This is a genomic window from Pseudomonas sp. S09G 359 (assembly GCF_002843605.1).
Classification (GTDB): domain Bacteria; phylum Pseudomonadota; class Gammaproteobacteria; order Pseudomonadales; family Pseudomonadaceae; genus Aquipseudomonas.
In genome coordinates this window covers 1,140,756-1,153,625 of sequence record NZ_CP025263.1, presented here as the reverse complement: position 1 = coordinate 1,153,625, position 12,870 = coordinate 1,140,756, and the positions used below count along the sequence as shown (strand labels likewise).

Sequence of the window (12,870 nt, the reverse complement as noted above, 5' to 3'; positions counted from 1 at the left end):
CAGCACGTGCAGCGCGGAGCCTTCTTCACCTTCGGATGACGCTTATGTCCAAGTTAAAACACGTACTACTGCAATCCGCCGGTTGGCTGTTCTTCCTCAGCCTGCTGATGGGTCTCGCCCTGCTGTTGCCGGCGAGTACGTTCGACTCCGAGTCGAAGAATTTTATTTTCCTGATTGGCGCCGTCGGTATCTGGCGCTACTCGATGGGTGCTACGCATTTCTTTCGCGGCATGCTGTTCCTGTACGTGGTCTACCCGCACCTGCGCCGCAAAGTGCGCAAGCTGGGCAAGGCCGCCGACCCGTCCCATGTGTTCCTGATGGTCACCAGTTTTCGTATCGACGCGCTGACCACCGCGCAGGTCTACAGCTCGGTGATCCGTGAAGCGATCGAATGTGGTTTCCCGACCACGGTGGTCTGCTCGCTGGTGGAAATGTCCGATGAGCTGCTGGTGAAGAGCCTGTGGGAACGCATGAACCCGCCGGAGCACGTGAAGCTCGACTTCGTGCGCATCGCCGGTACCGGCAAACGTGACGGCCTGGCCTTTGGCTTTCGCGCCATCTCCCGCCACCTGCCGGATGACCGTGCGGTAGTGGCGGTGATCGACGGCGACACCGTGCTCGCCGAAGGCGTCGTGCGCAAGACCGTGCCGTGGTTCCAACTGTTCGGCAATGTCGGCGGCCTGACCACCAACGAGTTCTGCGAAGTGCGCGGCGGCTACATCATGAGCGAATGGCACAAGCTGCGCTTCGCCCAACGCCACATCAACATGTGCTCCATGGCCCTGTCCAAGCGCGTGCTGACCATGACCGGTCGCATGTCGGTGTTCCGTGCCAGCGTCGTCACCGACCCGGGCTTTATCGCCGACGTGGAAAGCGACTCGCTGCAACACTGGCGCCTGGGCCGCTTCAAGTTCCTGACCGGCGATGACAAGTCCAGCTGGTTCAGCCTGATGCGCCTGGGCTACGACACCTTCTACGTGCCGGACGCCGCGATCAACACCGTGGAACACCCGCCGGAAAAGAGCTTTATCAAGGCCAGCCGCAAGCTGATGTTCCGCTGGTACGGCAACAACCTGCGCCAGAACTCCCGCGCCCTCGGGCTGGGCGTACGCCGCCTGGGCCTGTTCACCAGCGTGGTGCTGTTCGACCAGCGTGTGTCGATGTGGACCTCCCTGCTCGGCCTGACCGTGGCGATCATCGCCACCTTCAAGTACGGCGGCGCATTCATCCTCGCGTACCTGCTGTGGATCGGCATCACCCGCCTGATTCTCACCCTGCTGCTGTCGTGCTCCGGCCACAAGATCGGCCCGGCGTACCCGGTGATTCTCTATTACAACCAGATCATGGGCGCACTGGTGAAGATCTACGTGTTCTTCCGCCTTGATCAACAGTCCTGGACCCGCCAGGACACCAAACTGACCCGCGATTTGGCCAGCTTTCAACGTTGGTTCAACACCTGGTCGTCTCGGACCATGACCTTCTCCGCCGGCAGCATCTTCGTTGCCGTGTTGCTGATGATGGTCTGACCCTGCCAAGCCTGAATTAACTTAAGGAATTGCCCTGATGAACAGCCAAGTAAACGCCAATGTTGTCCACGAATCCGAAGCCCAGCGCCAACATGCCCGGGTCAAAATCCCGGCCAAGCTGCGCTTCTTCAACACCGACCGCACCCAGACCGAAGCACGGGTGATCGACCTGTCCGCCGGCGGCCTGGCGTTCACCGCCACCCAGCCGCTGACCGTGGGTGAAGTGCACAAGGGCCGCCTGCAATTCGTCATCGATAACCTCGGCCTGGCGATGGACGTTGAGCTGCAGATCCGCTCCTACGACCGCCAGAGCGGCCGCACCGGTTGCCAGTTCCAGAACCTGGAACAACAGGATATTTCCACCCTGCGCCACCTGATCACCTCGCACTTGTCCGGTGACATCGTGACCATGGGCGACGTACTCGCCACCCTGCAACGCGACAACTTCACCAAGGCGCGCAAGGTCAAGGACGGCGGCAGCGGCATGACCGCGTTCGGTCGCATGCGCGCCGTGGTGTTCAGCGCAGGGATCTTCATCGTCGGCCTCGCCGCGTTCGGTTTTGTCTTCAAGTCGGTGTATGGCATGTACTTCGTCAGCCACGCCCAGGCGGGCCTGGTCAGCGTACCCGGCATGAACGTGACCATGCCGCGCGACGGCACCGTGCAAAGCCTGCTCAAAGGTGATGCGGTGGCCGCCAAAGGCGCGCCATTGGCCACCTTCAGCACCAGCATGCTGGATGTACTCAAGGGCCACCTGGACGAAGACCAGTTGCAACCGGCCAAGGTTGAAGAACTGTTCGGCAAGCAAATGACCGGCACCCTGACTTCCCCATGCGATTGCGTGGTGGCGCAACAGATGGTTGCCGACGGCCAATACGCCAGCAAAGGCGATGTGATTTTCCAACTGGTGCCACGTGGCAGCCAGGCCAATGTGGAAGCACGCTTCACCTATCGCCAGTTCGCCGACGTGCGCCCAGGTACCCCGGTGAGCTTCCAGGTGGCCGACGAAGAACAACTGCGCACCGGCACCATCGTCAGCAGCACCAGCCTGAACAGCGCCGACCTGTCTTCCGACATCCGCGTCCAGATCAAGCCGGATGCACCGCTGGACAGCGCCTTCGCCGGCCGCCCGGTGGAAGTCACCAGCGACCGTGGCCCGTCCCTGAACTGGCTGATCGATAAAGCCATGGCTCACGGTCTGTAAGCGAGGACATGCCTGTGATGACTCCTACTCCAAATACACCGCTATCCCTGTGGGAGCGGGCTTGCTCGCGAAAGCAGTGTGTCAGCCAACACATGCAGCAACTGGTACGCCCTCTTCGCGAGCAAGCCCGCTCCCACATGGGTCCTGTAGCGCTGCTGGCTGTTGCTGTCAGCCTCGCCGGTTGCGCTGGCCTGCCCGACCAGCGCCTGGCCAACGAAGCCCTCAAGCGCGGCGACACCGTGACCGCCCAGCAGAATTACCAGCAGCTGGCAGACCTGGGCTACAGCGAGGCCCAAGTGGGCCTGGCCGATATCCAGGTGGGTACCCGTGACCCCGAGCAAATCAAGCAGGCCGAAGCCACTTACCGCGCGGCCGCCGACACCTCGCCGCGCGCCCAGGCGCGCCTGGGTCGCCTGCTGGTGGCCAAGCCAGGCAGCACCGAAGCCGAGCACCATGAAGCCGAAGGCCTGCTGAAAAAAGCCTTTGCCAATGGCGAAGGCAACACCCTGATCCCGCTGGCAATGCTGTACCTGCAATACCCGCACAGCTTCCCGAACGTGAACGCCCAGCAGCAGATCAGCAAATGGCAGGCCGCCGGTTACCCGGAAGCCGGCCTGGCCCAGGTGCTGCTGTATCGCACCCAGGACACCTACGACCAACATCTGGATGACGTGGAGCGCATCTGCAAGGCCGCGCTGAATACCACCGACATCTGCTACGTCGAATTGGCCACGGTCTACCAGAAACAAGCCGCGCCGGAAAAACAGGCCGAGCTGCTCAAGCAGATGGAAGCCGGCTACAGCCGTGGCACCGTCACCGCCCAGCGCGTCGACAGTGTGGCGCGTGTGCTCGGCGATGCCAGCCTCGGTACGCCGGACGAAAAAACCGCCCAGGCCCTGCTGGAAAAAATCGCCCCGGCCTACCCTGCTTCCTGGGTCAGCCTGGCGCAACTGCTCTACGACTTCCCGGAACTGGGCGACGTCGACCAGATGATGAAGTACCTGGACAACGGCCGCGCTGCCGACCAGCCGCGCGCTGAATTGCTGCTGGGCAAGCTCTACTACGAAGGCAAGTGGGTGCCGGCGGATGCCAAGGCGGCCGAAGCGCACTTCGAAAAAGCCGTGGGCAAGGAAGTCGCCGCCGATTACTACCTCGGCCAGATCTACCGCCGTGGCTACCTGGGCAAGGTCTACCCGCAAAAGGCCCTTGACCACCTGCTGACCGCTGCGCGCAACGGCCAGAACAGCGCCGACTTCGCCATCGCCCAATTGTTTTCCCAAGGCAAGGGCACCAAGCCCGACCCATTGAACGCTTACGTCTTCAGCCAGTTGGCCAAAGCCCAGGACACGCCGGAGGCCACTGACCTGGCCACCCAGCTCGAAGCGCCCTTGACGCCAGAGCAACGCGCCCAAGGCCAACGCCTGGTGCAACAGGAACTGGCCGCACGCGGCACCCTGGCCCAGAGCACGTTGCAACTGCACGCCCTGGATGAAGAAGACGAAGGTGAGGAATCCCTATGAAGCTCAACCCATTCGTCAAGGCCGGTATCGGCCTGACCTTCGCCCTGCTGTGGTCGTGCCCGACCCTGGCCGCGCTGACCGAAGCCAAGAACTTCGGCCTGGAAGTCAAAGCCACCGCCCAGTCCGAAGATGACCGCGACCTCGGCACGCAAAAAGGCGGCGACGTCAACGGTATCGGCCTCGACCTGCGCCCGTGGATCTACGGCGAAAGCGGCGCGTGGAGCGCCTACGCCATGGGCCAGGCGGTGGTGTCCAGCGACATTATCGAGACCGACACCCTGCAACAGTCGGCCGATGACGAAAACCAGCAGACCACCAACAATGATCGCAAGGCCAAGAAAAACTACCTGGCCATGCGTGAGTTCTGGGTCGGCTACAGCGGCTTTACGCCCTACCCTGGCGAGATCCTCAAGCTCGGCCGCCAACGCCTGCGCAATTACGACGGCCAATGGCGCGACACCAATATCGAAGCGCTGAACTGGACCTTCGACACCACCCTGCTCAAGGCCAATGTCGGCGTTGCCGAGCGTTTCAGCGAATACCGCACCGACCTCAAGGAACTGTCGCCCAAGGATAAGGACCGCCAGCACCTCTACGCCGACGCCGCCTACCAGTGGACGCCCGGCCAGTGGATCGGCCTGCGTGCGCACCACACCCATGACGACGGCAAGCTCGACTACCCTGAACCGGGCGTCGCCACCGATTCGCTGGACAAGCGTGAGAACGGCGACCTGACCTGGCTCGGCATCGAAGCCAACAGCGACGCCTACAACTGGCGCAACACCAACACCGTCAACTATTGGGCAAGCATCACCGGCATGCAGGGCGACCGTGACACGGTCAACGCCCTGACCGCCGACGGCAGCCGCCCTGCCCAGGCCAAACGCAGCGATGACGTGAATGGCTGGGCCACCGACCTGGGTATCCGCCTGCGCCTTGACCCGCAGTGGCAAGTGGGCGCGGCCTACTCCCGCGCCAGCGCCGAGTACGAACAGAACGGCCTGCAAAGCAACCGTTCGAACTGGACCGGCACCCAATCCCGCGTGCACCGCTTCGGCGAAGCCTTTCGTGGCGAGATGAACAATATGCAGTCCATGAGCCTGTTCGGTTCCTGGCAGCTGCGCGAGGACTACGACGCTAGCCTCGTGTACCACAAGTTCTGGCGCGTCGACGGCAACAAGCCGGTGGGCAGCAACGGTATCGATGCCGTGCAGAACAACACCGACGACGTGACCGGCGCAATCCTGTCGAGCACCTCCCTGCCCCTTGAAGACGGTAAGAAGGACCTCGGTCAGGAGATGGACCTGGTGGTCACCAAGTACTTCAAGAAAGGCCTGCTGCCGGCCGCGCTGAGCCAGTCGATCGACGAACCGTCGGCCCTGGTGCGCTTCCGTGCCGGCGTATTCAAGCCGGGTGATGCCTATGGCAGCCAGGTCGACTCATACATGCATCGCGCCTTTGTCGACGTGATCTGGAAGTTCTGATGGGAGCCTGCGCAATGAATCCTCAAGCCCTCAAAGGCTCGGCCATGCTGGCGGCAGCGATACTGCTGGCCAGCGGCGCTGCCATGGCCGATGTCGCGCCGCAGGCTAAAGCGCCGACCATCGCCAAAGAACTGCAACAGGCCAAGACCTACACCATTTCCAGCCCGCCTACCGCGCCGCTGGAAATGGCCAAGCCTGCCCTGCCGGACCTGTCGGGCTACACCGCCGCAGCCATGGAAAAGAAAATCGTCAGAACCAAGCCGGGCAAAATCAGCATTCGCCGCATGATGCAGGAAGACGCCCTCAAGGACTTTATCGGCGGCGACAACAAGATGGCCGAATGGGTGGTGCGCCAACATGGCATTCCCCAGGCGATCTTCGTCGACGACGGCTACATGAACCTCAAGGACCTGCTCGGCAAAGTGCCCAAGCAGTACCTCAGCGAAACCTCGCCGGGCGTGTTCCTGGCCAAGTTGCCGATCGTGGTCGGGCGCAAGGGCATCCTCGAAATCGACAAGAAGACCCAGGAGCTGCGCCTGTCCCAGCAAGCCGGTTCGTTCCTGATCAACGACGGCCAGCTGTTTGTGCACGACACCAAAATTACCGGCTGGGATGAGAAGGCCAACGGCCCGGCGCTGTTCAAGTCGCCCAAGGAGTTCCGCCCGTTCCTGCTGGCCTGGGGCGGCACCGAAACCTACATTTCCAACAGCAAGATGGCCAGCTTCGGCTACGCCAACAGTAAGTCGTACGGGGTGAGTATTTCCCAGTACACGCCGAACATGGCCAAGGTCCTCAAACGCCCTGAGCCGACCGGCTGGATCATCGATTCCGAGTTCTCGGACATGTGGTACGGCTTCTACTGCTACGAAACCACGGGCTTCGTGATCAAGGGCAATACCTACAAAGACAACATCGTCTACGGCATTGACCCCCATGACCGTTCCCACGGCCTGATCATCGCGGACAACACCGTATACGGCACCAAGAAGAAGCACGGCATCATCATTTCCCGCGAAGTGAACGACAGCTTCATCTTCAACAACCGCAGCTACGACAACAAGCTCTCGGGCCTGGTGATCGACCGTAACAGCGTGAACAACCTGATCGCCGACAACGAGATCTACCGCAACCACACCGACGGCATCACCCTCTATGAGAGCGGCGACAACCTGCTGTGGGGCAACAAGGTGATCAGCAACCGTCGCCACGGCATCCGTGTGCGCAACAGCGTGAACATCAAGCTGTACGAAAACACCTCGATGGCCAACGGCCTGACCGGCGTGTACGGCCACATCAAGGATCTGACCGACACCGACCGCGACATCGCCCTCGATCCGTTTGACGCCAAGGTCTCGCTGATCGTGGTCGGCGGTGAGCTGGCGGGTAACGGCAGCGGGCCGCTGTCCATCGACTCGCCGCTGAGCATCGAGCTGTACCGCGTGTCGATGCTGGCGCCGACCAAATCCAGTGGCATCAGCTTCTCCGGCGTTCTTGGTGATCGCCAGGAAGAGATTCTCGACCTGCTGGTGCGCCAGCAGAAAGCCGTGCTGATCGACCCTGTCGAACGCCAGACCGAAATGCAGGACTGAGGATGACCCTTATGCACCCACACATGATCAAACTGCTGAGCCTCTCGGGTCTGACCCTCGGCCTGCTCGCGGCCAGCCAGGGCGTACGTGCCGATGAAATCAAGGCACCAAGCTTCACCGCCGAACCGTGCTGCAGCCTGTGCCCCGCCGCCCATGACGCGAAGAACTACACCACGCGCTACCAGCAGAACTTCACCACCCTGGTGCAAGCCCAGGGCGACTGGCTGTTCCGTACCCAGGAAGACCTGCGCACCGAATTCGACACCAGCCCCGCCGGCTACAAACGCATGCAACAGCTGCACGATGCGTTCAAGGCCAAAGGCGTGGAATTGGTCGTGGTCTACCAGCCAACCCGTGGCCTGGTGAACCGCAACAAGCTCAACCCAGCGGAAAAAGCCTCGTTCGATTTCGACAAGGCGCTGGGCAACTACAAGACCATGCTCGGCCGCTTTGCCAAGATGGGCTATGTGGTGCCGGACCTGTCGCCGCTGACCAATGAGCAACTGCCGGATGAATTGCCGGCCCACGACTTCTACTTCCGCGGCGACCAGCACTGGACCCCGTACGGCGCCCAGCGCACGGCGAAAATCGTCGGTGCCAAAGTGCGGGCGATGCCCGAGTTTGCCGGCATCCCCCAGCGTGAGTTCGAGACCAAACGCTCCGGGCGCATGGGCAAGACCGGCACCCTGCACAACATGGCCGGGCAACTCTGCGGCACCAGCTACGCGATCCAGTACATGGACCAGTTCACCACCGAGCCTAAGGGCGAAGCCGGTGACGGCGACCTGTTCGGCGATTCGGGCAACCCGCAGATCACCCTGGTGGGCACCAGCCACAGCGGCAAGAACTACAACTTCGCCGGCTTCCTGGAACAGGAAATCGGTGCCGACATCCTCAACGTCGCCTTCCCCGGCGGTGGCCTGGAAGGCTCGATGATCCAGTACCTGGGCAGCGACGAATTCCAGAAAACCCCGCCGAAAATCCTCATCTGGGAATTCTCGCCGCTGTACCGCCTCGACCAGGAGACCATCTACCGCCAGATGATGTCGCTGCTCGACAACGGCTGCGAAGGCAAGACCGCGCAGATGACCGCGAGCACTACATTGAAGCCCGGCAAGAACGAATTGCTGGTTAACAGTTCGAACAAAGACCTGCGCAACGCCAACCACCAGGTTGATATCCGCTTCGCCGACCCGTCGGTGAAAACCCTGCAAGCCACCCTCTGGTACATGAACGGGCGCCACGAGGACATCAAGATCGAGAAACCCGAAACATCCGATACAGACGGGCGTTTCGCCTTTGAACTGCGCACCGATGAAGACTGGGCCTCGCAAAACTTGCTGGCCGTGGAAGTGCAGGGCCCCGAAGCGGGCGCTGCCGCGCAGAAAGTCGAAGCGAAAATTTGCACACGCAACGTATTCCCTGCCGGCGGTCAACAGACTGCTTCAACGGGGCAATGAGGTTACTTATGCAGAAGTTATTGATTCCATCGTTGCTGGGCCTGGCGATCTTCGCCGGTGCAGCCAACGCCGCCGCGCCACTGCGTCCGCCCCAGGGCTACTTTGCCCCGATCGAAGCGTTCAAGACCGGCGACTTCAAGAATGACTGCGACGCCATGCCGGCGCCGTACACCGGCTCGCTGCAATTTCGCAGCAAGTACGAAGGTTCGGACAAAGCCCGTTCGACGCTGAATGTGCAATCCGAAAAAGCCTTCCGCGACAGCACCGCCGATATCACCAAGCTGGAAAAAGACACCAGCAAGCGCGTGATGCAGTTCATGCGCGACGGTCGTCCGGAGCAATTGGAATGCACGCTCAACTGGCTCGCTACATGGGCTAGGGCAAATGCGTTGATGTCCAAGGACTTCAACCACACCGGCAAGTCCATGCGCAAATGGGCGCTGGGCAGCATGGCGTCGGCCTATGTGCGCCTGAAGTTCTCCGATTCGCACCCGCTGGCCAACCACCAGCAGGAATCGCAACTGATCGAAGCCTGGTTCAACAAACTGGCCGACCAGGTGGTAAGCGACTGGGACAACCTGCCGCTGGAAAAAACCAACAACCACTCGTACTGGGCCGCCTGGTCGGTGATGGCTACCTCCGTCGCCACCAACCGTCGCGACCTGTTTGATTGGGCCGTGAAGGAATACAAGGTCGGCGCGAATCAAGTCGACGACCAGGGCTTCCTGCCGAACGAATTGAAGCGCCAGCAACGCGCGTTGTCGTACCACAACTACGCCCTGCCGCCGCTGTCGATGATCGCCAGTTTTGCCCTGGTCAACGGTGTCGACCTGCGCCAGGAAAACAACGGCGCGCTCAAACGCCTGGGCGACAAAGTGCTGGCCGGCGTGAAAGACCCGGAAATCTTCGAACAGAAGAACGGCAAGGAACAGGACATGAAGGACTTGAAGCAGGACATGAAATTCGCCTGGCTCGAACCCTTCTGCACCCTCTACACCTGCGCCCCGGATGTGATCGAGCGCAAGCACGGGATGCAGCCGTTCAAGACCTTCCGGCTGGGCGGGGACCTGACCAAGGTCTACGACCCGACGCATGAAAAAGGCAACAAAGGTTCCTGAAAAACGACTGACGAAACAGGGTCCCAATGTGGGAGCGGGCTAGCTCGCGAAGGCGGTGTGTCAGTCAACACATCCGTTACAGAACTACCGCTTTCGGGAGCAAGCCCCCTCCCACATTTTGAGCCGGTTTCAGCAGTAGAAATGTTGTACCGCCCTCCTCCGAAATCGTGGGGGGGTTTGGGGGGGCTCTGGCCCTTGACTGTCTGTTAAACATGGAGAGATCGGGATGGTTTTCTCGTCCAATGTGTTCCTGTTTCTGTTCTTGCCGATCTTTCTCGGCTTGTACTACTTAAGCGGGCAACGCTATCGCAATCTGCTGCTGCTGATTGCCAGCTACGTGTTCTACGCCTGGTGGCGAGTGGACTTCCTGGCGCTGTTCGCCGCGGTCACGCTGTGGAACTACTGGATCGGCCTCAAGGTCGGTGCAGCCGGCGTGCGTACCAAGCCGGCCCAACGCTGGCTGCTATTGGGCGTGGCGGTCGACCTGTGCATCCTCGGCTACTTCAAGTACGCCAACTTCGGCGTCGACAGCATCAACGTGATGATGAAGTCCGCGGGCCTGGAGCCGTTCATCCTCACCCACGTGCTGCTGCCGATCGGGATCTCGTTCTACATCTTCGAGTCCATCAGCTACATCATCGACGTGTATCGCGGTGATACCCCTGCGACCCGCAACCTGATCGACTTTGCGGCGTTCGTGGCGATCTTCCCGCACCTGATTGCCGGCCCGGTGTTGCGTTTTCGTGACCTGGCCGACCAGTTCAACAACCGCACCCACACCCTGGATAAATTCTCCGAGGGCTGCACGCGGTTCATGCAGGGTTTCATCAAGAAGGTGTTTATCGCCGACACCCTCGCGGTGGTGGCCGACCATTGCTTCGCTCTGCAAAACCCGACCACCGGCGATGCTTGGCTCGGCGCATTGGCCTACACCGCGCAGTTGTATTTCGACTTCTCCGGCTACAGCGACATGGCCATCGGCCTGGGCTTGATGATGGGTTTCCGCTTCATGGAAAACTTCAAGCAGCCGTACATCAGCCAGTCGATCACCGAGTTCTGGCGGCGCTGGCACATCAGCCTGTCCACCTGGCTGCGTGACTACCTGTACATCACCCTGGGCGGCAACCGTAAAGGCACGCTGACCACCTACCGCAACCTGTTCCTGACCATGCTGCTCGGTGGCCTGTGGCACGGCGCGAACATCACCTACATCGTCTGGGGTGCCTGGCACGGCATGTGGCTGGCGATCGAGAAAGCCATCGGCCTCAACACCTCGCCGCGCAGCTTCAACCCGGTGCGTTGGGCCTTCACCTTCCTGCTGGTGGTGATGGGCTGGGTGATCTTCCGTGCCGAAAACCTGCACGTCGCCGGCCGTATGTACGGCGCCATGTTCAGCTTTGGCGAGTGGTCGCTGTCGGAACTCAACCGCGCCAACCTCACCGGCCTGCAAGTGGCGACCCTGGTGGTGGCGTACGCAACCCTGGCGTTCTTTGGCCTGCGCGACTTCTACACCAACCGCCCTGCGGAAAAAACCAAGGCGACCGACCCGAGCCTGATCAAGGCCGTACCGGGCGACAACCCCGGCAGCATCCACCAGCCAGGCTTCACGGTTGGCCAGGACGCGGCCGTGCAACCGGCCTACTGGACCGCTGACTGGCCACGCTACGCCATGCGCGCTGCGGTGCTGCTGCTGTTCGTGGCGTCGATTCTGAAACTGTCGGCGCAGAGTTTCTCGCCGTTCCTTTACTTCCAATTCTGAGGGAGCCGACCATGACCCGTTCATTACGCGTGCTCTATATCAGCCTGTTCATGGTGGTGCTGCTGGCCCTGGGCGCCTGGTCGCTGCGCAGCTTCATGGGCTTCAGCACCAATGCCGATGCCACCGTGCTGAATGGCCGCTGGACCAAAGCCGTCGAGACCCATTACGACGACGAGTTCCCGATCAAGCGCCTGGGCACCAACCTGTGGGCGGCGCTGGATTACAAGCTGTTCAATGAAGGCCGCCCTGGCGTAGTGCTGGGCCGCGATCACTGGTTGTACAGCGACGAGGAGTTCAACCCCGCCGTCAACGAAGACCAGAACCTGCAAGGCAACTACGCGCTGGTCGAAGGCGTGCGCCAGAAGCTCAAGGCCCAAGGCATCCAGTTGGTGATGGCGATCGTGCCGGCCAAGGTGCGCCTGTACCCGGAACACCTGGGTGAAGTGAAACCAGCGAGCATCCACGCCAACCTGTACCAGGACTTCCACGCTCGTGTGGCGGCCGACAAGATCATTGCCCCGGACCTGCTTGGCCCGCTGCAACAGGCCAAGTTGGGCGGCAAGCAAGTGTTCCTGCGCACCGACACCCACTGGACCCCGGATGGCGCCGAAGTTGCGGCCAAGCAGTTGGCCAACACCATTGCCGCCAAGACGCCGCTCCACGGCGAGCCACAGCGCTTTATTACCGAGGCCGAAAAAACCGAGCCGCATAAAGGCGACCTGCGTTTGTTCCTGCCGCTGGACCCGCTGTTTGAAAACCTGATGCCGCCTAAAGAGCCGTTGGAAAAACGCGTTACGCACCTGGCCGAAGCCGGTGGTGACGACGCGCTGTTCACCGACAGCGAAACCCCAGTGGCCCTGGTCGGCACCAGCTACAGCGCCAACCCCAACTGGAACTTCGTCGGCGCCCTCAAACAAGCCCTGGGCAGCGACGTCATCAACTACTCCGAGGATGGTCACGGCCCGATCCTGCCGATGCTCAGCTACCTGAAAAGTGATGACTTCAAGAATAGCCCGCCACAGGTGCTGATCTGGGAGTTTCCTGAACGTTATCTGCCCGTAAACAACGAAATCGGTGACGCCGACCCGCAGTGGGTTGCGCAGCTTAAACAAGCCGGTTCGCGCCAACAAAACATGGCAATCAACACCCCAGTTAAAAATCAAAAATCCGAGACGCCCGACCGGGCGCAAAACTGAAAGAGAGGTAACTC

General features: G+C 61.2%; 9 protein-coding genes. All 9 read left to right on the top strand.

What is annotated here, in order from left to right:
• Positions 1 to 44: 44 nt before the first annotated feature.
• The 9 genes from alg8 (at position 45) to CXQ82_RS05085 (ending at position 12,856) form a co-directional block, all read left to right on the top strand.
• Positions 45 to 1,526 carry a mannuronan synthase gene (alg8, locus tag CXQ82_RS05135; RefSeq protein WP_164445076.1) on the top strand — a complete coding sequence of 494 codons (1,482 nt, stop codon included), beginning with the start codon at positions 45 to 47 and terminating at the stop codon, positions 1,524 to 1,526.
• 37 nt (positions 1,527 to 1,563) lie between these two features.
• Entirely contained in the window at positions 1,564 to 2,730 is a 1,167-nt protein-coding gene (locus tag CXQ82_RS05125) for an alginate biosynthesis protein Alg44 (protein ID WP_101266721.1), read from the top strand.
• Positions 2,731 to 2,867: 137 nt separating this feature from the next.
• Entirely contained in the window at positions 2,868 to 4,250 is a 1,383-nt protein-coding gene (algK, locus tag CXQ82_RS05115) for an alginate biosynthesis TPR repeat lipoprotein AlgK (protein ID WP_101266717.1), read from the top strand.
• The gene (locus CXQ82_RS05110) at positions 4,247 to 5,734 is read left to right on the top strand and encodes an alginate export family protein (RefSeq protein ID WP_101266715.1); all 1,488 of its coding nucleotides are present in this window, start codon (positions 4,247 to 4,249) and stop codon (positions 5,732 to 5,734) included. Before algK ends, CXQ82_RS05110 begins: the two co-directional genes overlap by 4 nt.
• Positions 5,734 to 7,323 carry a mannuronan 5-epimerase AlgG gene (algG, locus tag CXQ82_RS05105; RefSeq protein ID WP_101266713.1) on the top strand — a complete coding sequence of 530 codons (1,590 nt, stop codon included), beginning with the start codon at positions 5,734 to 5,736 and terminating at the stop codon, positions 7,321 to 7,323. The genes CXQ82_RS05110 and algG overlap by 1 nt, the downstream gene beginning before the upstream one ends.
• Before the next feature lie 11 nt (positions 7,324 to 7,334).
• Positions 7,335 to 8,783 (top strand): alginate O-acetyltransferase, encoded by a 1,449-nt coding sequence (locus CXQ82_RS05100; RefSeq protein ID WP_101273721.1) that lies wholly within the window; start codon positions 7,335 to 7,337, stop codon positions 8,781 to 8,783.
• An 8-nt stretch (positions 8,784 to 8,791) separates the two neighbouring features.
• Positions 8,792 to 9,901, top strand: a complete 1,110-nt coding sequence (locus tag CXQ82_RS05095) for a mannuronate-specific alginate lyase (RefSeq protein WP_101266711.1) — start codon at positions 8,792 to 8,794, stop codon at positions 9,899 to 9,901.
• Between the two features lie 226 nt (positions 9,902 to 10,127).
• Positions 10,128 to 11,660, top strand: a complete 1,533-nt coding sequence (locus CXQ82_RS05090; RefSeq protein ID WP_101266709.1) for an MBOAT family protein — start codon at positions 10,128 to 10,130, stop codon at positions 11,658 to 11,660.
• A gap of 11 nt (positions 11,661 to 11,671) precedes the next feature.
• Entirely contained in the window at positions 11,672 to 12,856 is a 1,185-nt protein-coding gene (locus CXQ82_RS05085; RefSeq protein WP_101266707.1) for an alginate O-acetyltransferase, read from the top strand.
• Positions 12,857 to 12,870 lie beyond the last annotated feature (14 nt).

Coding starts and splice junctions, on each gene's coding strand:
- algG (WP_101266713.1), top strand. CDS start 5,734: ATGGGAGCCTGCGCAATGAATCCTCAAGCCCTCAAAGGCTCGGCCATG.
- CXQ82_RS05110 (WP_101266715.1), top strand. CDS start 4,247: ATGAAGCTCAACCCATTCGTCAAGGCCGGTATCGGCCTGACCTTCGCC.
- algK (WP_101266717.1), top strand. CDS start 2,868: ATGGGTCCTGTAGCGCTGCTGGCTGTTGCTGTCAGCCTCGCCGGTTGC.
- CXQ82_RS05095 (WP_101266711.1), top strand. CDS start 8,792: ATGCAGAAGTTATTGATTCCATCGTTGCTGGGCCTGGCGATCTTCGCC.
- CXQ82_RS05125 (WP_101266721.1), top strand. CDS start 1,564: ATGAACAGCCAAGTAAACGCCAATGTTGTCCACGAATCCGAAGCCCAG.
- CXQ82_RS05090 (WP_101266709.1), top strand. CDS start 10,128: ATGGTTTTCTCGTCCAATGTGTTCCTGTTTCTGTTCTTGCCGATCTTT.
- CXQ82_RS05085 (WP_101266707.1), top strand. CDS start 11,672: ATGACCCGTTCATTACGCGTGCTCTATATCAGCCTGTTCATGGTGGTG.
- alg8 (WP_164445076.1), top strand. CDS start 45: ATGTCCAAGTTAAAACACGTACTACTGCAATCCGCCGGTTGGCTGTTC.
- CXQ82_RS05100 (WP_101273721.1), top strand. CDS start 7,335: ATGCACCCACACATGATCAAACTGCTGAGCCTCTCGGGTCTGACCCTC.